Origin of the sequence: Thalassospira sp. ER-Se-21-Dark (genome assembly GCF_017922435.1) — a bacterium.
Lineage (GTDB): Bacteria > Pseudomonadota > Alphaproteobacteria > Rhodospirillales > Thalassospiraceae > Thalassospira.
Window position 1 is genome coordinate 231,507 of the sequence record NZ_VDEZ01000005.1, and the last position, 22,766, is coordinate 254,272.

Consider the following 22,766-nt stretch of genomic DNA (forward strand, 5'->3'; position numbering starts at 1 on the left):
AATCGGGCGGCGTTTTTGTTACAGCCACATCTCATCACCGATGATCCGGGGACAACGTTCATTTGATCATCGCCCTAAAACACCATAATTTCCGCGCGGTTCGTAACCGTCTGAATATTCATATGAATGTCACGCTTCTGAAATCTTAGTGACAACGAAGCCGCGTATGATCGCTTCAATGTTCAAAACAACAAATTGAACGATCAAATGAATATTTCTACGCGACAGCGCGACATCATCGACATCCTGCGCCGTGACAGCTTTGTCTCTATCGACAAGCTGGCAGAACATTTTGACGTTACCCCGCAAACCGTGCGGCGCGACGTCAATATGCTTAGCGACGCCAATCTGGTGCGCCGTCGCCATGGCGGGGTTGAATATGCAGGCGAACCGGGCATGAACCTGTCCTATGACAGCCGGCAGGTCACCAATATCGCCGCCAAGCATGCCATATCGCTGCATGTCGCAAGCCTGATCCCTGACGGGGCATCGATCCTGATCGGGATTGGCAGCACGCTTGAACTGGTCGCGCTTAATCTGGTCGATCATCGCCATCTGACCGTGATTACCAACAACATGAATGCCGCCATGGCGCTGGGCAACAATACCGGCAACCGGATTGTCATTCCCGGCGGCACGCTGCGCCTGCCCGATCGCGACGTCATCAGTCCCGAGGCGGAACTGATGTTTAACAAATACAAGGTCGATTACGGCCTGTTTGGCGTCGGCGGCGTTGAACCGGACGGGACGCTTACCGATTTCGACCATCGCGAAGTATCGCTCCGTCAGGCGATTGCCGCCAATTGCCGCAATTCCATCCTTGTTGCCGATCAATCCAAATTCGGCCGTCCGGCCCCGGCCAAGGGCGGCCATCTGACCAACCCCGACCTTATCGTGGTTGATGGCTTGCCGGGCGGCGTTTTTGACCCGTTGTTTGACCGTCAGGACGTTCGCGCGCGTCTGCAAATTGCCAAAAGCGAAAGTTACGAATGACCAACCAGCCCCCCTTTATTCGCATCAATTCTGTGTCGCGCGTGTTTAACGGCGGCAATGGCGTGCATGACCTGTCACTCGACATTCCGCGCGGAAGCTTTGTGGTTCTGCTGGGGCCATCGGGCTGTGGCAAGTCGACGACCCTGCGTCTGATTGCCGGGCTTGAAACCGCCGATCAGGGAACCATTGCGATTGATGGCAAGGATGTCACAAGTGCGCCGCCTTCCAAGCGCGGCCTGTCGATGGTGTTTCAGTCCTATGCCCTGTTCCCGCATCTGAGTGTTGCCGAAAACATTATCTTTGGCCTCAAGGTCCGCAAAACCCAAAAGGACGAAATCAAGACCCGCCTTGAAGATGCCCTGCGTGTCACCGGTCTTGAAGGGTACGAGGACCGCAAACCCGCCCAGCTTTCGGGGGGGCAACGCCAACGGGTTGCACTGGCACGCGCGATTGTTGCCGGTCATCCGCTGTGCCTGATGGACGAGCCGCTTTCAAACCTCGATGCCAAGCTGCGCCATGCCGTGCGCAAGGATATCCGCGACCTGCAACAACGCCTTGGCATCACGGTGGTTTATGTCACCCATGATCAGACCGAGGCCATGAGCATGGCCGACATCGTCATACTGATGAAGGATGGCCGGATCGAGCAGGTTGGCAACCCGGCAGACCTTTACCTGAAACCCGCCACCGCCTTTGCCGCGGGCTTTGTCGGAAGTCCACCGATGACGCTGATCCCGGCCAATGCCCTGCCAGCCTCTGTCATCCCGGACGGCCTTGATGCCAACAACCTGACCTTTGGCATCCGTCCCGAAGACCTGATCCTGTCGACCGGGCAGAACGACCATCCATGGGGCATCCCGGCGACCGTTACCGGCAGCGAGTTTTTGGGAGCCGAGACATTTGTATTTGTTGCGATCCCGGGAACGGATGGGGCGACTGCCCGCCTGCCCGGTCGCGTTGAAATTTCGCCCGGGACAGAAGTCTCGCTCAGTTGGGCTGGCGCTGCGGCCCACTGGTTTGACGGCGAACACGGTCATCGTCTGACACCGACGGTACCGTCCACACCAGCGCAAGACACCAAGATCACCTCTCAACCTGACACTGCAACTTCGACACTTTAACAGGGAACTTTTGTTCATGCGTAACATCGTAACCAGTGCTGCATTTGCAGCCGGACTGATGGCAACGGCGGCGAGCCCGGCCTTTGCCGCCACTGAACTGACCATGTATTATCCCGTCGCTGTTGGCGGCCCGCTGACCAGCGTGATTGACGGCATGATCGAAGGATTTGAAGCCGAAAACCCGGATGTCAAAGTCAACGCCATCTATGCCGGCAACTATGACGACACCCGCCTGCGCGCGGTTTCGGCAATCAAAAGCGGCGATCCGGCACAGCTTTCAGTGATGTTTTCGATCGACGTTTACGACCTGATCGAACAGGACCTGATTGTTCCGTTTGATGATGTCGTCAAAACCGCCGAAGACAAGGAATGGCTGAAGTCATTCTACCCGGCACTGATGGCCAATGGTGAAGTCGATGGCAAAACCTGGGGCATCCCGTTCCAGCGTTCGACGATTGTCATGTACTACAACAAGGACATGTTCCGCGAAGCCGGTCTTGATCCGGAAATGCCACCCCAGACCTGGGAAGAACTGGTATCGACCGGCAAGGCGCTTTCGAAAGACGGCAAATGGGGCCTGATGGTGCCTTCGACCGGTTATCCGTACTGGATGTTCCAGTGCTTTGCCATCCAGAACGGCAAGGAACTGATGAGTGCCGATGGCACCGAGACCTATTTCAACGATCCGGCGGTTGTCGAGGCGCTTGAATTCTGGCGCGGTCTTGCGACCGAAGAAAAAATCATGCCGGAAGGCACCATTGAATGGGGAACCCTGCGTCAGGCCTTCGTTCAGGGCCAGACGGCCATGATGTGGCATTCGACCGGCAACCTGTCGGCGGTCAAGCGCGAAGCACAGTTTGACTTTGGCGTTGCCATGCTGCCGAAACACAAGCAGCCGGGCTCGCCCACGGGTGGTGGCAACTTCTATCTGTTCAAGGACTCAACCGATGAACAGAAAGAAGCATCACTGGCGCTGATCAAATACATGACCGCACCTGAACGTGCGGCAGAATGGTCGATTGCAACCGGTTATGTTGGTGTCACCCCGGATGCCTACGAAACCGACGTGCTTAAGGCCTATGTTGCCGACTTCCCGCCGGCACTGGTCGCACGTGATCAGCTTGAAGTTTCGGTTGCCGAGTTTTCCACCTATGACACCGCACGTGTCCGCGAAGGTCTGAACAACGCCATTCAGGCGGCCCTGACCGGTGAGAAAACCCCGGAAGAAGCCCTTGGCGATGCCCAGTCCGAAGCAGAACGTCTTCTGCGGGCCTTCCACTAAGAACGCCCGATCTGCATGCCGAAGCGGGATATTCCCCGCTTCGGCACCTTTGTTCGATGACTTTGATTAATTGATTTCTTCGCAGGACGTGCCGACCATGAACGAAATGGCCCGACTTCAAAAACGCAGGCTTGCGGTTTATGGCTGGATGCTGTCCGCACCGGCCTTGGCGCTGATGAGCCTGTTTGCCTTTTATCCGGCCATTGCGACCTTTTGGCACAGCCTGTTTAGCCGCGGCACATCACGCCGCCCGTCGGTGTTTGCCGGGTTTGAAAATTATGGCGATCTGTTTGCTGATCCGACCTTTTGGACGGTTGCGACCAATAACCTGATTTATGCCGGGGTGACGATCCCGGTTTCGATCATCTTTGCACTCGTCATGGCGCTTTGGGCCAATGCCCATATCCCGGCACGATCCTTTGTGCGCAGCGCCTATTTCACGCCGACCATTTTGCCGATGATTGCAGCGGCCAATTTGTGGCTGTTTTTCTATACCCCCGATCTTGGGGTGATTGACCAGATCACCGGTTTCTTTGGCGCATCGCCAACCAACTGGCTGGGCCAGCCGGAAACCGCACTGGCATCCGTGATCATCGTGACAATCTGGAAGGAAGCCGGGTTCTTCATGATCTTTTATCTCGCCGCCCTTCAGACCATCCCGCCGGATCTGCGCGAAGCCGCCCGGATCGAGGGGGCTGGTCGCTGGACCTATACACGCCGCGTGTTGTTGCCGCTTTTGATGCCGACCACGATCTTTGTCTTCGTCAATGCAATGATCAATTCGGTCAAGCTGATCGACCATCTGTTCATCCTGACCAAGGGCGGGCCAAACAATGCGTCCAAACTGATCCTCTATTGGATATGGGAAATGGCGTTTGCCTATTTCGACAGCCCACATGCGGCTGCGATGACCATCCTTGTTTTGCTGGCCCTTGGCCTTGTTGCCGTCGCGCAGTTCCGATTGGTTGAAAAACGGACCCACTACCGATGAAAACAGACACCCTCATTGCAAACACCAAAGTTGCCCTGCCCGATTTTGACAAGCTGCTCGATGCGCTTGGTGCTTGGGTTCTGGCAATCGTCTGGATTTCACCGCTGCTATTTGCCGCCTGGGCAGCACTACAGCCATCGGGCACGGCCCTTGGACTGGATTTTTCCAACCCACTGACGTTTGAGAACTTCACCTATGTCTGGGGGGCGGTGCCGTGGAGTGGGTATTTTGCCAATACCGTGATCCTCGTTACCCTGATCCTTGCAGGTCAGTTGGTGCTTTGTACCCTTGCCGGGTTTGCCTTTGCCCGTTTTGAATTCAAAGGCCGCGATACGGTATTTATCCTCGTTCTCTTGCAGCTTTTCATTCTGCCGGAAGTCCTGATTGTCGAAAACTACGCCATCGTTTCCAAGCTTGGTCTGTTTGACACGGCGCTCGGCATCGGCTTGCCTTACATGGCCAGTGCATTTGGCATTTTCCTTTTGCGGCAAGCCTTCAAGTCCGTACCGGTCGAGCTTGAAGAAGCCGCGCGGATTGAAGGATGCAGTTGGATGGGCGTTCTCTGGAAGGTTTATGTGCCTGCCGCCAAGCCGGTCTATATGGCCTATGCGCTGGTATCCATCGCCACCCACTGGAACAACTTCCTGTGGCCGTTGATCGTGACCAACTCACCGGAAACCAGGCCACTCACAGTCGGTTTGTCGCTGTTTGGCGCGCCGGAAACCGGGGTGGATATCTCGGTGATCAGTGCCGCAACCATCATGACCATTGCCCCGCTTTTGATGGCGTTTCTGATCTTCCAGCGGCAATTCATTCAGGCGTTTCTGCGCGCAGGCATTCGATAGAAACCGGCAATCCGGAATTCACCAGGTTGTTTCGAGCACCTCGAACAAGGCCGATATCATCGGCAGTTCCTTGCGCCGTTCTGTTGTGATCAGGCTCAGGCAGGCCGGAATGGAAACGGTGTTGCACACGGCAAGGCCGAAGGTCTGCTTTTCATGCAGTGCGATGGAATCACGACATAAGCTTAACCCCACGCCGGATCGGACCATTTCCAGCATCGAGGCTTCCTGATCAACGCGCGCGACGCAATTTTGCGTGCAGTCATACTGATCAAAAATCCGCTTAAGCAACCTGGAATGCACAGATGCGTCCGTCGTGCCGATCCAAGGGAGCTTTGCCAGTGTTTTCCAGTCGGCGTTTGCGACTTCTTTTTCCCAACCGACAGGGGCGATCACCCGATAATTAAAATCGGCAAGTTTGATCGCGTGGATTTCTTCGGACGAGATGGCGGCAATATCACCATCGACATCCGGCCCGCTCAGATAAAACCCGGCATCGATCTGATTGCGACAGACCTTTGTCAGCATCTCGCCACTGACGCCATGCACCAGTTCGGTTTCGATATCGGGGTAATCAATGCGCATCTGGCTTAGCATCCGGCCAAGACGGATAAATTCCGGATCAACGATGGTTCCGATCCGAAGCTTCCCACCCACACGCCCGGCACGTTTGCGCGCACTGCGTCGAAACTCGTCCATCGCATCGAGCACAAGCTCGGCCTTCTTGAGCATCGCCTGCCCGTCGGGAGTGATTTGCAGGCCGGTTGAGGTCCGCTTGAAAAGCGAAATGCCGGTTTCCTCACCAAGACGCTTGATCTGGTGACTGATCGCCGGTTGCGTCAGGTTCAGCACCGATGCGGCACGCGAAACGCTTCCTTCGCGCGCGACGGTGACAAAAGCCAGCAACATGTTGATGTTCGAAAAACGAGTCATATAAATAACACTAATATTGCTATTCGGATTTTGTCATTAGATTTATGCGACGCTTGCCCGCTTAATACACATTCGGTGTTCGCACCAAATGAAGACCGCTTGCAGATCAAAAGAACAAGCGGCCATCGGAATTGCCTTTGCAGGCCTTTGGTTGCGTGCCCCCTTTGGGCCGACGACCAAACCGATAGAACCAACAGGGAAGGCGCGTCACAACGATGACAACCACAGAAAACTTCGACTATGTGATCATCGGAGCCGGTTCCGCCGGCAGTCTGCTTGCCAATCGGCTGAGTGCTGATGCCAAGAACAAGGTACTGCTGCTTGAGGCCGGCAAGGCAGATAACTATGCATGGATCCACATTCCGGTTGGCTATCTGTATTGCATTGGCAATCCGCGCACCGACTGGATGTATCAGACCGAGCCAGACAAGGGCCTGAACGGCCGCGTCTTGCGCTATCCGCGTGGCAAGGCGCTGGGTGGCTGTTCGTCGATCAACGGTATGATCTATATGCGCGGTCAGGCCCGTGACTATGACAACTGGGCCAGGATCACCGGCGAAGAAGCCTGGGATTGGCAGCATTCCCTGGCCGATTTCAAGCGCCATGAAGATCACTACAAGCTTGATGACGGCAACACCCCGGCAACACAAAGCGGCAAACCGTTTTCCGAGACGCATGGTCATGGCGGCGAATGGCGCATTGAAAAACAACGGCTTCGCTGGGACATTCTTGACAGCTTCATCGAGGCTGCCGGTCAAACCGGGATCGAGCCGACCGATGATTTCAACGACGGCGACAATACCGGCATCGGCTATTTCGAAGTCAACCAACGGTCCGGCTGGCGCTGGAACACGTCAAAGGCCTTTATCCGCCCGATCAAGTCGCGCCCGAACCTGACAGTCTGGACCGAGGCACAGGTCGAAAAACTGACCTTTGCGACCAACACCGACGGCCAAACGGTATGTAATGGCGCAATTGTCAACAAGGCGGGAACGTCACTTGGCGTTACAGCCAACAAGGAAGTCGTCCTGTCTGCCGGGGCTGTAAACACGCCGCAAATCCTGCAGCTGTCTGGCATTGGTCCGGCAGCACTGCTTAAGCAACATGACATTGACGTCGTGCTTGATGCGCCCGGTGTCGGACAGAACCTGCAAGACCATCTGCAAATTCGCGCGATCTATAAGGTGCATGGGGCGCGCACGCTCAACACCCTTGCCAACAGCCTGATCGGCAAGGCGCAAATCGGCCTGCAATATTTACTCAGCCGCTCCGGCCCGATGAGCATGGCCCCCAGCCAACTGGGCGCCTTCACACGGTCGGATCCATCGCGGCAATATTCAAATCTTGAATATCACGTCCAGCCGCTGAGCCTTGAGGCCTTTGGCGGTGATCTTCATGACTTTCCTGCCGTCACGGTGTCGGTCTGTAACCTGAACCCGACCAGCCGCGGCAGTATTCAGATCAAGTCTGCTGATTTTCGCGACGCGCCGCAAATTGCGCCCAACTACCTTGATACCGACGAAGACCGCAAAGTCGCCGCCGACAGCCTGCGACAGGTCCGCGACATCATGTCGCAACCGGCCATGGCAAAATACCAGCCCGACGAATTCAAACCGGGCGTGCAATATCGAAGCGACGAAGAACTCGCCAAACTAGCAGGCGACATCGCCACGACCATTTTCCACCCGGTCGGGACCGTCAAGATGGGCCGCAAGGATGACACATCAGCCGTGCTCGACCCGCATCTGCGCCTTAAGGGCGTTGCTGGGCTTCGCGTTGTCGATGCGTCCGTGATGCCCGAAATCACCAGCGGCAACACCAATTCACCGACCCTGATGATTGCCGAAAAGGCCGCTGGATGGATCCTTTCTGACCAGTAAGTGCGATCTGCGCGCGGCCTTTCCAAACAACTGAGAACCAGACTTTTGTTTTCATGAAATAAATTCAGATATTGATACCGAAATTCCTGTCGCGCTTTTTTCGTGTTTGGTGCAACATGGCAGAAGATCATAACTTTTAAAAATTCTTCATATGTCCGTATTGCTCCTGCTTTTTAGCACCACACTCGTCTGGGCCCTGATGTTGGTCAGCAACCGCATTGCGCTGACCAGCTTTGCGGTTGATGCCTATGCCATGACCTGCTGGCAGCTTGTCTTTGGCGGGATGGCACTTGTCCTTCTTGCACCGGGGCGCCGCATTCCGTGGCGGCAATTCGCCCTTCCGATCAACTGGGCCTATGGGTTCCTGCGTGTGTTGACCGGGGTCAGTTGGACGGCATCCCTTTTATATATCAGCGCACCTGAAAGCGGCATTTTGTCGCAAACCGGCATGCCGATGGCAGCCCTTGCCGCGACCTTCATCCTTGGCCGCGCACCGGGGCGTTCGGAATGGCTTGGCCATGCGATCCTGATATCCGGTGCCCTGTGGCTGGCCTGGCATTTGCCCGGCGGGTTTGCCAACCCGGCCGTGCTTTTGATGCTGGCATCCGAAGTCACGGCAATTTCATCCTCGGTTCTGGCGGAACTTCATCCTGATAATCAGGTCAAGGATACCTGGGCGCATCTGCGCTTTACCGGGGTGTTGTTGTTGATCACGGCCTCGGTCTTTTTGATTGCCCCGCCGGTGGTCGAATTCATAAGTCCGGTTGCGATCCCCTATATCTCGACCGATGGACTTTTTGGCACCGAAACCCTGATTGCCGGACTTTTGATCGGCATTCTGTTCCGCGGGCCGGCGATGGTTTTAACCCTTCGATCGATCAAGATTGCCGGGGTTGAGAAATACATCCTGTCGACAAGCATCCTGCCCTTTGTCCTTTTGGGTCTTGAGATGCTGGCCGCCAAATTCGACCTCACACCGACGCCAACTCATGACAGTGTGTTCTGGATCTCTTCCCTTTTGGTGATGATCGGGATTATCCAGATAACAGCTTCAAAACACCGCCACGCCGCAAAGACCAAACGGCTTGCTGCGACGGCAAATACGCCTGCAACCCAAAGCACGACCTGACCAAAGAACACAAGACCACAATCTCCCTGCAGGATGCATCTCTCCCCTCCATCGGAGAGAACATATGACCTTCCCCGGTCGCTATGTCCCCCGGCATCTTGCGCCTTTCGGTGTCCCCCCGAAAGGCTGAAACGCTCGGGCTTCCCGCCCGGCCGTTTTCTTTGTGCCCGCACGGATCACCAAGGCACATTTGCGAATTCTCATTATTGAAATTCAATCCAAGTCATTGATATAAAACGCTATTTAATAATAAAGTTGATGTATATCACGGCTTTACAACCCCGTTTTTGGTCTAGTACCGGAACCACCAAAAATGGGAGAGAGAAATGACATCCCGACGCCTGTTTTCCAAAGCCCTTCTGTCCACCGTTGCGGCATGTGCGCTTGGCGGTGCGGCAATCGCGGCAGAACCAGCCGAACTTCGTGAAAGCGCGCTGGACTATTTCGAAGTCATTCCATCGATGGTTCCCGCCATCGAAGGCAATGCCGTCACCCGTGAAAAGGTCGAACTGGGCAAGATGCTGTTCTTTGAACCGCGTCTGTCGGCCAGTGCGATCATTTCGTGCAACACCTGCCACAACCTTGGCATGGGCGGGGACGACAATCTGGAAACCTCCATCGGACATGGCTGGCAGAAAGGCCCGCGCAACGCGCCAACCGTTCTGAACGCCGTCTTTAACGAAGCCCAGTTCTGGGATGGCCGGGCCGAAGATCTTAAGGCACAGGCCAAAGGCCCGGTTCAGGCCGGTGTTGAAATGGCCAGCACGCCAGAACGTGTTGTCACCGTGCTGAAATCCATCCCGGAATATGTCGACCATTTCAAAACGGCATTCCCCGGCGAAGATGATCCGGTAACCTTTGATAATATGGCAAAGGCTATCGAGGCATTCGAGGCAACCCTGATCACCCCGGCCTCCCGGTTTGACCAGTTCCTTGAAGGCAATGACACCATCATGACCGAAACCGAGATGACCGGCCTTGAACTGTTCATCGATACCGGCTGCGCATCCTGCCACAACGGGGTGAATGTCGGCGGCACCGGTTACTATCCGTTCGGTGTTGTTGAAAAGCCGGGCTCTGAAGTTCTGCCGCCCGATGACAAGGGCCGCTTTGCCGTCACCCAGACCGCAAGTGATGACTATGTGTTCCGGGCTGGTCCACTGCGCAACATCGCGCTGACCGCGCCATATTTCCATTCCGGCAAGGTCTGGGATCTGGAACAGGCGGTTGCGATCATGAGCAGTTCACAACTGGGCACCGAGCTGTCTGAGGATGAAGTCAAGGCGATCACCGCCTTCCTTCAAACCCTGACAGGTCAGGAACCGCAGGTCACCTACCCGATCCTGCCGGTCAGCAGCACGGACACGCCAAAACCGGCTGCGATGATTGCCAACTGATATTGCATCCGCGCGCAATATCAAGTTGATCCGGTGCCCGTCACCCCGCCTTGGGTGGCGGGCATTTTTTGTCACCGTCAAAAGGCAAAGGATACCCGTGCCTTTGCCTCCCAGATATCAAGCCCGTTCTGCCCGATACTCAGATACCCCGCCCCGACATCGAAATACACGCTGTCATCATAGACAAAGCGCATCCCGCCCCGCAGGGTCCCGGTAATTGGCGAGGTATCTTCATACGTCAGGTTACCCGACAGAATTTCACCGTCATTGGGCCGCAAGAACGCATATTGCAAGCCAAGCTCGCCATAGGGCATACCGATCAGATCATCAGACAAAAACAGCAATGTACTGGCCTCGCCCGAGATATCTGCTTCGCCATAGCCAAAATGATCCGACCCGACATTGACGGTCACGGGATTTCCACCAATTGCCCCACTCAGATCGTAATCCTCAACAAAGGTTTCGGCGTAGGAAAGACCAAAGCGCGGTCGGAACGTCCAGTCGTTATAACGATACTGACCATTCAAAGCCGTTGCCCCCGATAACTGATGGGAGAAATATTCTCCTTCTAGAACAAGAACATCCAGATCGTTATGCAGTGCCATATAGCCAAGCGATCCTTCGACCGCCCATTCCGGGGACAGACGATGGGCGACATAAGGCCCGACCGACATGCCATAGGCATTGGTTTCAAGATTATTGTTAAAGCCCTCTGAAGAACTGCTTTCAAAGGATGCAGAAACACCGGCAACGGTATCTTCGGCAATTTCGCGGTCCACGCCGAAAAGGAAAGAACCACTAAAAGCCGATGTATCAAGATTGTGTCGGCGGTCATTCGAATAAATGCCACGCGTTTCCGACCAAAAGTTCCAAAGCGGCTCTTCGAAGAATTCCCGCCCCGGGGTCAGCGGCACATCAGACTGCGCTGTGATTGAAGCAACCGTCACACCACTGTATCCGCCCTGGCGCACCAGTTCACAGGGCGCGGTAAAGACCAGCCCTTTGTCTGTGCGGTAAAACTGCCCGTCTCTATCCAAAACAGCACAAGCATCCTCTGGCAGGAATTCTCCTCCGTCTTTGCGAAGCTGGGCATTGGCAACGATTTCAGATACGCCGCCGGGCACGGTCGGCGTCACAGGTGTCACACCGGTTCCGCCACCAGAGCCGCCCCCACCCGGTGGCAGCGTCCCTATCGGCGGCGTAATCCCGGTGCCGCCATCAGGTGGCAGCACCCCGACCGGCGGCGTCACACCGCCGGGTACTGTTGGCATCACGCCTTCTGGTGGCACGGTGCCAATCGGTGGTGTAATCCCGGTGCCGCCATCCGGTGGCAGCACCCCGACCGGTGGTGTCACACCGCCGGGTACTGTTGGCATCACACCTTCTGGCGGCACGGTGCCAATCGGTGGTGTAATACCGGTGCCGCCGTCAGGTGGCAACACCCCGACCGGCGGCGTCACACCGCCCGGCACCGTTGGCATCACGCCTTCTGGCGGGAGTGTTCCTATTGGGGGAGTAATGCCCGTGCCACCGCCCGGAAGGTCTGGCGGCAAAACCGCAACCGGCGGAGCAACGCCAGGGGGTAGTGATGGCATGACACCGGTTGGCGGCAGGGTCGCGATAGGTGGCGTCACCTGTCCGGGCAATTCCGGTTTTACGAAATCAGGAAAAAGATCACCAATCGGCGGCAGGTTCACCCCGCCTTTCTGGTTCTGACTGTCAAGCAGACAACCGCCACCGCTATTGTCATACAAATGGTGCGTGCCACCATTTCCGGTCGACACAACATTGGACAGGGTCAGATGCAACCCACGACGGCTTTCGGTCCAGGTATCGACAGTGCCGCCATTCGCATCCAAACGAAACGCCCCGGCACTGGTCCCTGATAACCATACCGAATTGGCGTTACCTGCGGTTTTACCGATGAAAAGAAGCCCTCCTTGGGCACTGCAATTCGCAGCCATCGCCGCAGTCGAAACCGATAATCCGGCCACAGCTGCCACAGCACCCACCAAAGAACATCCAAGAAGATGACGGTAACCTATGTTCTCCACACTATCCCCACGCGCTTGGTCTATTTGTTTTGTCTGAATTGAATGGCGACGGGCGAGGCACCGAATGGCCCCGCCCGAACACACAGGTTTTGATTACATCGCCGTTTTCGGCGTTACGATCGGCCACCAGAATTCGAAGGTATCAAGCAGACCGATAAACTCCTCGAACTTGGCACCGTCGCCAGTCAGTGTCGCATCCTGGCTGTCGATCTTGTCCCTGAGGGTTGCGGTGCCGAGAATGACATCGTCAAACTCGCTCCGTGCAACGTCAATTGACACATCGGCACTGTCAAACGGATCTGAGTAATAGTTCAGAACCCCGTTCTCCACGGCAATGCCATAGTCCTCATTCACGTCCGTCAGCGCCAAATTCATCGTGATCGATTTGCCCGCAGCACGCTCACCATTGAGGCGCACAGCAAGGTAATCAAGGAACATTTCCATCGGCATTGAACGCACGATGTCTGGTGAATCGGTTTTGGCAACCGGCAGTATTTTCACACCATCACGCAGTTCTTTGGCACCGGACAGGTAGAAGTTACGCCACGGGCCATTTTCCGCCTGATAACCAAGCTGCTCAAGCGCGTCAGCCAGAAGGATTTTGGCGGCTTCGTTGTTCGGATCATCCATCACGACATGATCAAGAACTTCTGCGACCCAGCGATAATCACCCTTGGCAAAGTCTTCTTTTGCCTTGGCAATAATCGCATCGGCACCGCCCATATATTCAACATACTTGGCACCACCTTCAACCGGCGGCAGTTGATCAAGACGGGCCGGGTTGCCATCGAAATAGCCAAGATAGAAGTTCCAGACGGCTTTGACGTTATGCTTGACCGAACCATAGTAGCCCCGGCTCGGCCAGTAATCGCCAAGCTCTGGCGGCAGTTCGATCATTTCAGCCGCTTCTTCCATGTTGTAACCCATGTTGGCCAGACGCAGGGTCTGATCATTCAGGTACTTGTAAAGGTCGCGCTGTTTTTTGACATGATCGACAATCTTGTCATTGCCCCAGGTCGGCCAATGGTGCGGACCGTAAAGGAGTTCGGCATCATCGCCCCATCTTTCGAGGGCTTCATGAAGGTAACCGGCCCAACCACGCGCATCACGGACCTTTGCCCCACGCAGGGTATAAAGGTTATGCAGCGTATGGTTGGCATCCTCGGCAAGGGTAAGTGCCTTGAGTTCCGGGATGTAGAAATACATTTCCGCAGGTGCTTCGGTCCCCGGTGCCATCATGAACTCAAACGTCAACCCGTCGACATCAAGTGTCTGACCGGTTTCTGTAATGATATCGGTTGGCTCAATCAGGGTTGCTTCGCCGGTTGACGTGCCAAGCCCGAGACCGGTTCCAAGGCCGCCCTGTGGCCCTTTGGGTAGAAGGCTGCCATACATGTAGCTTGCACGGCGTCCCATGTGGTTACCTGCAAAGACATTCTCGCTGACCGCTTCCTCGACGAACCCGTCCGGGGCAATGATCCTTGCGTCGCCTGCCTTGACGTCTGCTTCGTCAACCACGCCGCGGACACCACCGAAATGGTCAATATGACTGTGGGTATAGATCACCGCGACAACCGGCTTGTCCCCGCGATGTTCGCGGTACAGATCAAGTGACGCCTTGGCGGTTTCCTTGGAAATCAGCGGGTCAATCACAATGACGCCGGTGTCACTTTCGACAAATGTGATCCCCGAAAGATCCGAACTGCGCACCTGATAAATGCGCGGCGAAACTTCAAAAAGCCCACCTTGCGACAACAGTTGAAGCTGACGCCACAAGCTCGGATTCACTGTCGTTGGCGCTTCTTTGCCAACGGCAAAGTCATAGGCTGACAAATCCCAAACAACATCACCATCGTCATTTTTGAAGATGCCGTTGTCAGGCAATGGCGCGATGAGACCACGCGCGTTGTCTTCAAAATCCTGCATGTCGTCGAAAGGCAACTTATCGAGCACAGCCTCGTTTGCTCTGGCTGTCCATTCCGTTGCCGGGTTCGGATCAGCAGCGAAGGCTGCCCCTCCGATGGCGCAGGACATTAATACGCCAGTCAGAACACCTGTCGCTGCTCTGAAATTATTGCTCTGCATTGTTCCAACTCCGTTGGTTTCTGTTTTCACGCCAAATGGCGAGACGCGTTTGGATGCAATGACGTCAGCTTGTTTGATTGTCTGAACCTGCATCCGAATGCTCCTTTGCCGTCTCCGTTCGCACCAAACCTCCAGCTGTTTTTCGGATCACGGCGTTTTGCTTGCTCTTATTTCGGAAAAGAAAGGTCAGATTAATCTCGCGCCCCAACCATTCGGGCCCGCATCCGGACTTTCGAGCCAATAGCGCATGCCTGCACCATTGCAGACCTTCTGATCGCCGATGCGGGTCAGCTTGGAAACGATCCCGTTGACCGGCACCGACCATTGATCATTGGCCCAGTTCCGCGTGGTTTCGGTATTAAGCACAAAGGTCCAGGCATCAGGGGGCGTGTAATTAATAAAGGGCTGGAAAAAGCTGGCATTGGTGGCAGAGGCTGCCGATCCTTCGTCTGCGCCCCACACATGATTGGCCAGCATGCCATATGTCCAGGGGCCGTTTGCATATAAGCCAACAGCTGTCGGACCCGCTCCCCACTGATCAACGCCAAGATTGTTTTTTGATGCCGTCGGCAAAAGCAATGCCGGACCAACATCCCAAATCAAACCACCATCAGTCAGCTCTACGGGGGAGAAAAAGAAGCTTTGGACGGTATCGCCAATACCTGTATCTGTGCCGCTATTTCCGTTGATGTCATTTTGATGCACCAGCGGCAAAATCGTGCGCGAAATCAGGTTCCAGTCATCGCTTAGCCGCATCGGCATAGTCGGCTGCACATTGATCAGATATTTTTCGTCGTCAGAGGCTCCGTACCCTTGGTCATAATTCCCCTGAAAAGGAACAATGATCAGGTTGGCGACCGGGTTGGCCAACTGTTTGGCCAGATCGGAATCATCTGACTTTGCCTGCCCGTTAACCGCAAAACTCACAATACCAAGGCCGGTCAGGCCAAGGATGTGCGTTACGTGCAAAAAGCCTTTGAAGACAGACATGCCCAAGCACCTCAATCCCGGATCGAGGCATACACCCCAACCCATTGAGCCGAGCCAGACATTTTCCCACGCGGGGCAAAGGCATCATCTGATACCTGTCACCATCCAACAGACATGTTCAACACATCTAGTCCGGGTATGCCCGGAACTTCCTAAAGATGGCTGCAGCCTGTTTGTCGTTTCTTTTCACTACGTTACAGAATGGTATGACAATTAAATCAAAAAGGGAAACAGTTTATAATTGTTCTAGTATGAATCATAAATATTTCACATAGAACAAACTTAAATAGATTAAATCCCCTTTTTACGGGATATCCTTGGCGATCCGAAAACCGATATGGTTTGATCCAATATGCGCTTCTGCCGGTTGACGGGCCGCCGGACGATAGCGCAGACAGAAATTCGGCGCACACAACCATGATCCCCCCTTAACAACTGTCATCGGGCCGGTTGCACTGCTGGCAAAACGTGCGGCAAGTTTCATCGGCGGGCCGCTTGGGTCCGTCTGGGCAGTGTTTGGATGCCCCGGCACCCACCAGTCGTTGACATGTTCCCAGACATTTCCGGCCATGTCGTAAAGACCATACCCATTTGCCGTAAATTGCCCGACGGGTGCAGTTCCGTGATAACCGTCATCGGCCAGATCGTCTGTCGGGAACTGCCCCTGCCAGCTATTAGCTTTCCAGCCTTGGGCCGGGTCATAACTATCCCCCCAGACATAGGCCTTGCGCGACAAGCCACCGCGTGCGGCGAATTCCCATTCGGCTTCGGTCGCAAGCCTGCCACCGGCCCAGTTGGCATAGGCACGCGCATCTTCAATGGATACCTGTGTTACCGGATGATCATCCAGGCCATCGATGTTGCTTTCGGGTCCGGTTGGATGTTGCCAGTTTGCCCCGGCGACGTATCGCCACCAGTTTCCGATATCCCCCATATCCACAGTACCTGCGGGTTGGGCAAAAACCATCGATCCGGGTTGAAGCAGTTCTTCGGGCACACCGGGATAGTCCGCCGGATCAAGCGGCTTTTCCACGGACGTCACATATCCGGTTTCTTCGACAAATTCGCGAAACTGCGCATTGGTGATTTCGGTTCGGCTGATCGCAAAGGGCGAAACCATCACCTGATGGATTTCGGTTTCTTCCCGATAAATCCGGTCTTCCCCCATCAGGAAGGTTCCACCCGATAGTTCGACAAATTCAGGCAGATCTGCCGCACTGGCGGCGGGTGCTGCAAAAAGGCCTGCGACCGTCAAAGACAGGATCGGGAGATTGCCCGGACAAGCATATCTCCCAAACACCGTCAGTCGCTTCATCCTATTGGCGTCCCTTGGCAAGGAAATCCTGCACCATGTTCGACATGTCAAACGATGCCCCGCCCTGCACAGGTGGATATTCGCCAAGCGTTTGAAGATGCTGGGTCATCAGCACACTGACAGGCTGCATCAACCACGAAACCTTCTGTGCAAGATGTCCATAGGAATCAATGCTGCTATAGCTTTCAAACGGATCCATGCGCAGATTGAACATCATCGGGAAGTTCCGCGGCGTCATGTTGTCGTAGTAATCTTCCTTAAGCGCGAAGTGCAGTTTCCAGGGCCCGACGCGTACAGCCGTCAACTGGCTTTCGAAATAATAGAAGATGTGATCGCGTGCCGACTGGTCGGTTTCGCCCTGCCAGTACGGCAGGTTGTTCACCCCATCGATATACTGGTTTTTTTCTTCCATCACGCGTTCGGCGGGATCATCAATCCCCGCAGCAACGGCAAGGGACGTGAACATGTCCTGATGGCCCTGAATACCGTTCAGTATTTTGTCTTCGGGCAGTTTTCCCGGCCAGCGGATCATGGATGGCACCCGCACACCACCTTCATAGGTGGTCATTTTCTCGCCGCGGAACGGGGTGGTCGCGCCATGCGGCCAGGATGCATGCTCCGGACCGTTATCGGTCGAATACCAGACGATGGTGTTTTCGGCCAAACCCTGCGCATCAAGCCAATCAAGCACACCGCCGATATCATGATCGTGCTGCAACATGCCGCTGCCGTGATAATCGGCCTCGGATGTATATTCCTCGGCGGCGTAACGCCACTGGTCATTCAGGCGGGTGTAAAGGTGCATGCGGCTGGTATTGAGCCAGACAAAGAACGGCTCATTGGCGTCTTTGGCGGCGGTCATGAATTTGATCGCGGCCGGGATGATTTCTGCCCCGTCAAAATCCTTCATCCGTTCCTGGGTGAGTGGACCGGTATCCTGAATGATCTGTTTGCCAACCCGGCCAAAGCGCGGATCGACCGTGCCGTTGTCTTCTTCGGTGGCAAAACTGTGCAGCACCCCACGGGTGCCAAAGCGGGCGTCATATTCCTCAAGCGATCCTGCAAACTTCTCGGCAAAGCGTTGATAGTCGCGCTGCTCGGCTTCTTCCTGCGTGTTGAGGTGATAAAGATTGCCAAAGAACTCGTCAAAACCGTGAACGGTCGGCAGATGTTCGTTGCGGTCACCCAGATGGTTCTTGCCGAACTGCCCGGTGCGATAGCCCTCTTCTTTCAGAAGCTCCGCCAGTGTCGGGCTTTCCTTTTGCAAACCAAGAACCGCGCCCGGTTGGCCGACTGTCGTCATGCCTGACCGGATCGGATATTGCCCGGTGATAAAGGCCGCACGCCCGGCCGTGCAGCTCGGTTGTGCATAATGGTCGGTAAACCGAATGCCTTCATTGGCGATCCGGTCAATATTGGGGGTCGTGTAACCCATGGTGCCAAGCCCATAGGAAGACAGGTTCTGCCAGCCTATGTCATCGCCCCAAATCACAAGGATATTGGGCCTTTCCGCGTCCTGCGCAGATACTGGAGACCAGATGAAATTCAGGGAAATCGCCCCCACCGCCGCTACCAGAAACACCTTCATTATCTGCTCCTATCCTTCGCGCTGTCGCAAGCAATGTCGGCAAGAGAATTTCCGGGGATCCAATCAGGGCATGTCGCCGAAACCCAGGTTACGCTTAAACCTGTGAGGCTTGCTTTGAGATACTGATAGTACCCCATAAAAACTTTGAGTTGAATAACTTGTTTGTGAAATGGGACACACATGCGCATCCCATAAGGAACCGGCCCCTGCGATGCAGGGGCCGGTAAGGTCGCACGCAAGCATATGCTTGCCGGGGTCGGGGGAACTGTGTGCGACCTTATTTCTGTGTTCTTGGCTCGCAGCTTGGTTGAGAACCTTTAATGCGCGCCACCTCCGCCGGCTGTCGCGCGCGGTGGTTTGGCGAATGGCAGCAACATGAAGGCCAAAACAAACGCCGCCGCCATCGCCAGATAGACGTCATTAAATGAAATGATCGACGCTTCACGGTTGACGATATTGACGATGAATTTCATTGCTGCGGCATGCGGATCGGCAAGGCCCATCTCACTAAACCGTGCGGTAAGTGTGGCAAGATAATCCTTGAACGCCGTGCTGGCAGGGTTGATGTGATCTGACAGGATCGAGAAATGATAATCGATCCGCTTATCAAGCAACGTATTGATCGCCGCCATGCCAATCGCCCCGCCCAGATTTCGCATCAGGTTATAAAGCCCGCTGGCATTTTTGATCTTTTCGGGTGGCAAGGTGCCCAGCGCCAGATTGGTCACCGGCAACATGCAAAACATCAGTGCTGCACCACGCACAACCTGCGGCCAGATCAGCTCGTTAAACGAAACCTCGCTGGTGTTAAAACCATGCATGGCAAGACCGGTGGCAAACAACGCAAGCCCGATGCCCAGCACCACGCGCGGTGGATATTTCGCTGTCATCTTCCCGGCAATTGGTGCCGACAGAAACTGGGAAATGCCGGTCACCGCCATAACAACACCAATTTCAAGACTGTCATAGCCGCGCACGCGGCCCAGCATCAGTGGCATCAGATAAACGCTGCCATAGAGCCCGACACCGAGGGTAAAGCTGAACACGCAGCCCATGGTGAAATTGCGATCGGCAAAGGATTTCAGATCCACAATCGGCTTGTCATAGGTAAACATCCGCCAGAAGAAATAGATCCCGGCAACGGCGCATGTGATGGTGCCATAAATGATCGCAGTTTCATCAAACCAGTCGTCCTTGGGCCCTTCATCAAGGACATATTCAAGGCTGCCCAAAAACACCGCCATCGACAAAAGTCCGCGCAGATCAAATCCCTTAAGCAGGCCGATATCCCCGCGATCCACGCGCAGCGTCATGGCGACAACGGCGGCAATCATCAGTCCCGGAATAACGTTGATCAAAAACAGCCAGTGCCAGGACAGTGACTGGGTCAAAAACCCGCCAAGGGTTGGGCCGATGGTCGGTGCCATGGTCGCAATCAACCCGGTCATCACCGAGGCGGCATTGCGTTTGTCAGGCGGGAAAATGATATAGGTCGTGGCAAACACGGTCGGGATCATCGCCCCGCCCAAAAAGCCCTGCATGGCGCGAAACCAGATCATGCTTTCAATCGACCAGGCAAAGGCGGACGCCACCGACATCACGGTAAAGCCAATTGCAGAAATCACGAACAGCCAGCGCGTTGACATCAGGCGCGACAGGAAACCTGACAGCGGGATCATCACCACCTCGGCAATCAGATAACTGGTCTGAACCCAGCCGATTTCATCGGGGCTTGCCGATAATCCCGCCTGAATGTTTTCAAGTGAACTCGCAACAATCTGAATATCAAGGATCGCCAGAAACATGCCGACAACCATCGCCACCCAGCCGACAAACTGGGCGGTTTCCATCGGGCGCGTTTCGGATTGCGGCGCTGTTGTCGGGCTGGCGGTTGCCATCAGTTAAGCTCCGAAAGTTCCGCCGTCGGGACGATCCCTTGCGCAAGACCAACACCGGCGATTTCTTCTTCGCCACTGGCATTGCGGGTATCAACATTGACGACTACCGACAGGCCCGGTCGCAATGCCTTGGCCCATTTGCTGTCAGCAAGTTCGATGCGAACCGGCACGCGCTGGGTGATTTTGGTGAAGTTGCCGGTGGCATTTTCCGGCGGCAGCAGACTGAATTGCGCACCTGTTGCCGGGGCAAAACTCGCGATATGGCCGATAATCTCGGCATCCGGGAAGGCATCAACTTCAACCGCAACCTTCTGACCTGGCGCCATGTGGCTGATCTGGGTTTCCTTGAAATTGGCCACGATATAGGTGCCCGGCAACGGCACCAGCACGAGAAGTTGTTCACCCGGCTGGACCAATGCGCCGGTCTGAACCGACCGGTTACCGACCACGCCATCAAACGGCGCAAAAATCCTGGTATCATCAAGTGCCTGTTGCGCCAGATCACGTGCGGCTTCGGCCTGTTTTACCGCACGCTCGGCCTCGATTTTCTGGGCGCGCAAAACACCAAGACGCCCCTTTTCGACGGCCAATGTGGCGTTGGCCGCCGCCACCTCAGCCTTTGCGGTTTGGCGATCGGCCTTGGCGTAATCAAATTTCTGGCGGCTGGCCGCACCCTTTTTGACCAGATCGTCATAACGCTTGAAATCATCGCTGGTACGTTCCAGTTCGACCCGCGCGATATCAACATTGGCCGCGGCCTGATTGATTGCGGCTTCCTGAAGGGTAATCTGTTCTTCCATGGTGCCGACGGCCGACCGGCGTGCCTCAAGGGCTGCTTCGGCCTTGGCCAGTTCAAGGCGGAAGTCCTCATCCCGGATGGTCAGAAGCAAGTCACCTTTGCGCACCGGCTGGTTTTCGGCCACCCGCAAATCGCCGACATAGCCCGACACCTTGGGCGATACCGCGACCTCATCGGCCTGAAGATACGCATTGTCGGTACTTTCATGGTACTGACCTTCGGTCACCCAATAGAACCCGTAATATCCACCGCCACCGATAATCGCCGCTGCGATCAGGGGCAGAATGATCTTTTTCACACTCATTGCCTGATTTTTCCTTTTGGTATTGATCAGTACCATTTATCTATTTATGGTACTAGTCAGTACCAAACGTCAAGTCCGGAATCGGAATCCCCTGTGCAAGACACCAAGAAGATTGATCCCAGAACCGTAAAACGCCGCGAAGCCATCATCGCAACGGCGCGGGAATTGTTTTGCGAACATGGGCTTGCCGGTACGACGCTTGAAATGATCACGGCCGAGGCCGGCGGATCACGCCGAACGATCTATGAGCTGTTTGGGAATAAGGATGGCGTGTTCGAAGCCGTCATTCGCGATTGCACAGGGCGAATCACATCCGTCATGAGTGATCTTGAAATGTCCGACTTGCCGCTCCGCGCGGCCCTGATCCATTACGGCGAAACGCTGATGACACTTCTGACCATGCCCGACACTATCCGGTATATGCGCCTGTTTCTGGCCGAAGTACCCCGCTTCCCGAAACTGGGAAAGGTCTTTTATGAAAGCGGACTGATGACGGGGCGTCGATACATTGCGTCTTATTTCGAACGCCAGATGACTGATGGAAACTTCCCCAAAGGCAATCCGTGGCAAGCTGCCGTGTTCTTTTCCAGCCTGATCAAGGCGGACTACGATATCCGGCAAATGTCCTATATCGATTGGGAACCACAGGAAAAAGACCTTCGCAGCCATGTGATTGCGGCGGTCGATATGTTTCTGCGTGGCCACGGGCTTGATCCGGAAAAAATGACTTCCTGATTTAGCCGTTCAGGCCCGCAATCAATGCAGCCACTGACGAATAACATCCCCTGCCCATGTTTAGTACGCCCAGGCAAAGCCTGTTAGGCAAACAGCGTCAACAGCCGCCAGGCAATCGGTCCCAGCATGGTCAGGACGCCAACCCACATCATCGCAACACCCCAGTTGCGATCACGATTGGTAAAGCCGAAACCAAGCAGGCAAAAGCCGACAACGCAGATGATCAGGACAATGATGTTTTCACTTGCCAAGTTCATGACAGTTCCCCTTTGATGGCGCCCCGGAAATCGGAGTCTCCCCCATCCACCGGCAATACGGTCACAATATCGGCTAACGGATCAACCGGTCATTGATCCGGATCAGAAAAATCAACTCCGCGAGGCCGATAGACAGTTTTTTCGAACTTCTCGTCAAATTCGCCTAAACGATC

Annotated in this window: 18 protein-coding genes; 9 read left to right on the forward strand and 9 right to left on the reverse strand. The window is 55.1% G+C overall.

Going from position 1 to position 22,766, the window contains the following annotated elements; all coding sequences use genetic code 11:
• Positions 1-207: 207 nt before the first annotated feature.
• From FHI25_RS17940 to FHI25_RS17960, 5 genes are all read left to right on the forward strand, one after another.
• A complete protein-coding gene (locus FHI25_RS17940; protein WP_210520127.1) occupies positions 208-993 on the forward strand; it encodes a DeoR/GlpR family DNA-binding transcription regulator in 786 nt (261 codons plus the stop codon).
• The gene (locus FHI25_RS17945) at positions 990-2,114 is read left to right on the forward strand and encodes an ABC transporter ATP-binding protein (RefSeq protein WP_210520129.1); all 1,125 of its coding nucleotides are present in this window, start codon (positions 990-992) and stop codon (positions 2,112-2,114) included. The genes FHI25_RS17940 and FHI25_RS17945 overlap by 4 nt, the downstream gene beginning before the upstream one ends.
• A 16-nt stretch (positions 2,115-2,130) precedes the next feature.
• Positions 2,131-3,396: an ABC transporter substrate-binding protein gene (locus tag FHI25_RS17950; RefSeq protein WP_210520130.1), complete on the forward strand. Its 1,266-nt coding sequence runs from the start codon at positions 2,131-2,133 to the stop codon at positions 3,394-3,396.
• Positions 3,397-3,493: 97 nt separating this feature from the next.
• Positions 3,494-4,387 carry a sugar ABC transporter permease gene (locus tag FHI25_RS17955; protein ID WP_210520132.1) on the forward strand — a complete coding sequence of 298 codons (894 nt, stop codon included), beginning with the start codon at positions 3,494-3,496 and terminating at the stop codon, positions 4,385-4,387.
• Entirely contained in the window at positions 4,384-5,232 is an 849-nt protein-coding gene (locus tag FHI25_RS17960; protein ID WP_210520134.1) for a carbohydrate ABC transporter permease, read from the forward strand. Before FHI25_RS17955 ends, FHI25_RS17960 begins: the two co-directional genes overlap by 4 nt.
• 18 nt (positions 5,233-5,250) lie before the next feature.
• Here the strand turns inward: FHI25_RS17960 and FHI25_RS17965 are convergent, their stop codons facing one another.
• Positions 5,251-6,162, reverse strand: coding sequence for a LysR family transcriptional regulator (locus FHI25_RS17965; RefSeq protein ID WP_210520136.1), 912 nt, complete (start codon positions 6,160-6,162; stop codon positions 5,251-5,253).
• Between the two features lie 215 nt (positions 6,163-6,377).
• Here FHI25_RS17965 and FHI25_RS17970 point away from each other — a divergent pair, with 215 nt between their 5' ends.
• From FHI25_RS17970 to FHI25_RS17980, 3 genes are all read left to right on the forward strand, one after another.
• Positions 6,378-8,042 (forward strand): GMC family oxidoreductase N-terminal domain-containing protein, encoded by a 1,665-nt coding sequence (locus FHI25_RS17970; RefSeq protein WP_210520142.1) that lies wholly within the window; start codon positions 6,378-6,380, stop codon positions 8,040-8,042.
• Between the two features lie 151 nt (positions 8,043-8,193).
• Positions 8,194-9,171, forward strand: a complete 978-nt coding sequence (locus FHI25_RS17975; RefSeq protein ID WP_210520144.1) for an EamA family transporter — start codon at positions 8,194-8,196, stop codon at positions 9,169-9,171.
• Positions 9,172-9,497: 326 nt separating this feature from the next.
• Positions 9,498-10,568: a cytochrome-c peroxidase gene (locus FHI25_RS17980; protein WP_064781722.1), complete on the forward strand. Its 1,071-nt coding sequence runs from the start codon at positions 9,498-9,500 to the stop codon at positions 10,566-10,568.
• 77 nt (positions 10,569-10,645) lie between these two features.
• Here FHI25_RS17980 and FHI25_RS20815 read toward each other — a convergent pair whose 3' ends face one another.
• From FHI25_RS20815 to FHI25_RS18015, 7 genes are all read right to left on the reverse strand, one after another.
• Positions 10,646-12,580 carry an autotransporter outer membrane beta-barrel domain-containing protein gene (locus FHI25_RS20815; protein ID WP_210520146.1) on the reverse strand — a complete coding sequence of 645 codons (1,935 nt, stop codon included), beginning with the start codon at positions 12,578-12,580 and terminating at the stop codon, positions 10,646-10,648.
• Between the two features lie 135 nt (positions 12,581-12,715).
• Positions 12,716-14,707 (reverse strand): alkyl sulfatase dimerization domain-containing protein, encoded by a 1,992-nt coding sequence (locus FHI25_RS17990; protein ID WP_210520148.1) that lies wholly within the window; start codon positions 14,705-14,707, stop codon positions 12,716-12,718.
• Positions 14,708-14,893: 186 nt separating this feature from the next.
• Entirely contained in the window at positions 14,894-15,697 is an 804-nt protein-coding gene (locus tag FHI25_RS17995; RefSeq protein ID WP_210520150.1) for a transporter, read from the reverse strand.
• Between the two features lie 304 nt (positions 15,698-16,001).
• Positions 16,002-17,012 carry a formylglycine-generating enzyme family protein gene (locus FHI25_RS18000; protein WP_210520152.1) on the reverse strand — a complete coding sequence of 337 codons (1,011 nt, stop codon included), beginning with the start codon at positions 17,010-17,012 and terminating at the stop codon, positions 16,002-16,004.
• A gap of 1 nt (position 17,013) precedes the next feature.
• Positions 17,014-18,600: an arylsulfatase gene (locus FHI25_RS18005; RefSeq protein WP_210520155.1), complete on the reverse strand. Its 1,587-nt coding sequence runs from the start codon at positions 18,598-18,600 to the stop codon at positions 17,014-17,016.
• Positions 18,601-18,917: 317 nt separating this feature from the next.
• Entirely contained in the window at positions 18,918-20,498 is a 1,581-nt protein-coding gene (locus tag FHI25_RS18010; protein ID WP_210520164.1) for a DHA2 family efflux MFS transporter permease subunit, read from the reverse strand.
• On the reverse strand, positions 20,498-21,601 hold the full coding sequence (locus FHI25_RS18015) for an HlyD family secretion protein (RefSeq protein ID WP_210520166.1): 1,104 nt from the start codon (positions 21,599-21,601) through the stop codon (positions 20,498-20,500). The genes FHI25_RS18010 and FHI25_RS18015 overlap by 1 nt, the downstream gene beginning before the upstream one ends.
• A 93-nt stretch (positions 21,602-21,694) precedes the next feature.
• On the opposite strand from FHI25_RS18015, the gene FHI25_RS20770 reads away from it, so the two are divergent.
• Positions 21,695-22,336, forward strand: coding sequence for a TetR/AcrR family transcriptional regulator (locus FHI25_RS20770; RefSeq protein ID WP_210520168.1), 642 nt, complete (start codon positions 21,695-21,697; stop codon positions 22,334-22,336).
• Between the two features lie 83 nt (positions 22,337-22,419).
• Here FHI25_RS20770 and FHI25_RS18025 read toward each other — a convergent pair whose 3' ends face one another.
• On the reverse strand, positions 22,420-22,593 hold the full coding sequence (locus FHI25_RS18025) for a hypothetical protein (protein WP_167351223.1): 174 nt from the start codon (positions 22,591-22,593) through the stop codon (positions 22,420-22,422).
• Positions 22,594-22,766: the final 173 nt, after the last annotated feature.

What these genes read in the sequence shown, in the direction of transcription:
- FHI25_RS17990 (WP_210520148.1), bottom strand. Translation starts at nt 14,707, where the DNA reads ATGCAGAGCAATAATTTCAGAGCAGCGACAGGTGTTCTGACTGGCGTA.
- FHI25_RS17980 (WP_064781722.1), top strand. Translation starts at nt 9,498, where the DNA reads ATGACATCCCGACGCCTGTTTTCCAAAGCCCTTCTGTCCACCGTTGCG.
- FHI25_RS18000 (WP_210520152.1), bottom strand. Translation starts at nt 17,012, where the DNA reads ATGAAGCGACTGACGGTGTTTGGGAGATATGCTTGTCCGGGCAATCTC.
- FHI25_RS17955 (WP_210520132.1), top strand. Translation starts at nt 3,494, where the DNA reads ATGAACGAAATGGCCCGACTTCAAAAACGCAGGCTTGCGGTTTATGGC.
- FHI25_RS18015 (WP_210520166.1), bottom strand. Translation starts at nt 21,601, where the DNA reads ATGAGTGTGAAAAAGATCATTCTGCCCCTGATCGCAGCGGCGATTATC.
- FHI25_RS18025 (WP_167351223.1), bottom strand. Translation starts at nt 22,593, where the DNA reads ATGAACTTGGCAAGTGAAAACATCATTGTCCTGATCATCTGCGTTGTC.
- FHI25_RS18010 (WP_210520164.1), bottom strand. Translation starts at nt 20,498, where the DNA reads ATGGCAACCGCCAGCCCGACAACAGCGCCGCAATCCGAAACGCGCCCG.
- FHI25_RS17960 (WP_210520134.1), top strand. Translation starts at nt 4,384, where the DNA reads ATGAAAACAGACACCCTCATTGCAAACACCAAAGTTGCCCTGCCCGAT.
- FHI25_RS18005 (WP_210520155.1), bottom strand. Translation starts at nt 18,600, where the DNA reads ATGAAGGTGTTTCTGGTAGCGGCGGTGGGGGCGATTTCCCTGAATTTC.
- FHI25_RS17995 (WP_210520150.1), bottom strand. Translation starts at nt 15,697, where the DNA reads ATGTCTGTCTTCAAAGGCTTTTTGCACGTAACGCACATCCTTGGCCTG.
- FHI25_RS17975 (WP_210520144.1), top strand. Translation starts at nt 8,194, where the DNA reads ATGTCCGTATTGCTCCTGCTTTTTAGCACCACACTCGTCTGGGCCCTG.
- FHI25_RS17950 (WP_210520130.1), top strand. Translation starts at nt 2,131, where the DNA reads ATGCGTAACATCGTAACCAGTGCTGCATTTGCAGCCGGACTGATGGCA.
- FHI25_RS17965 (WP_210520136.1), bottom strand. Translation starts at nt 6,162, where the DNA reads ATGACTCGTTTTTCGAACATCAACATGTTGCTGGCTTTTGTCACCGTC.
- FHI25_RS17945 (WP_210520129.1), top strand. Translation starts at nt 990, where the DNA reads ATGACCAACCAGCCCCCCTTTATTCGCATCAATTCTGTGTCGCGCGTG.
- FHI25_RS17970 (WP_210520142.1), top strand. Translation starts at nt 6,378, where the DNA reads ATGACAACCACAGAAAACTTCGACTATGTGATCATCGGAGCCGGTTCC.
- FHI25_RS17940 (WP_210520127.1), top strand. Translation starts at nt 208, where the DNA reads ATGAATATTTCTACGCGACAGCGCGACATCATCGACATCCTGCGCCGT.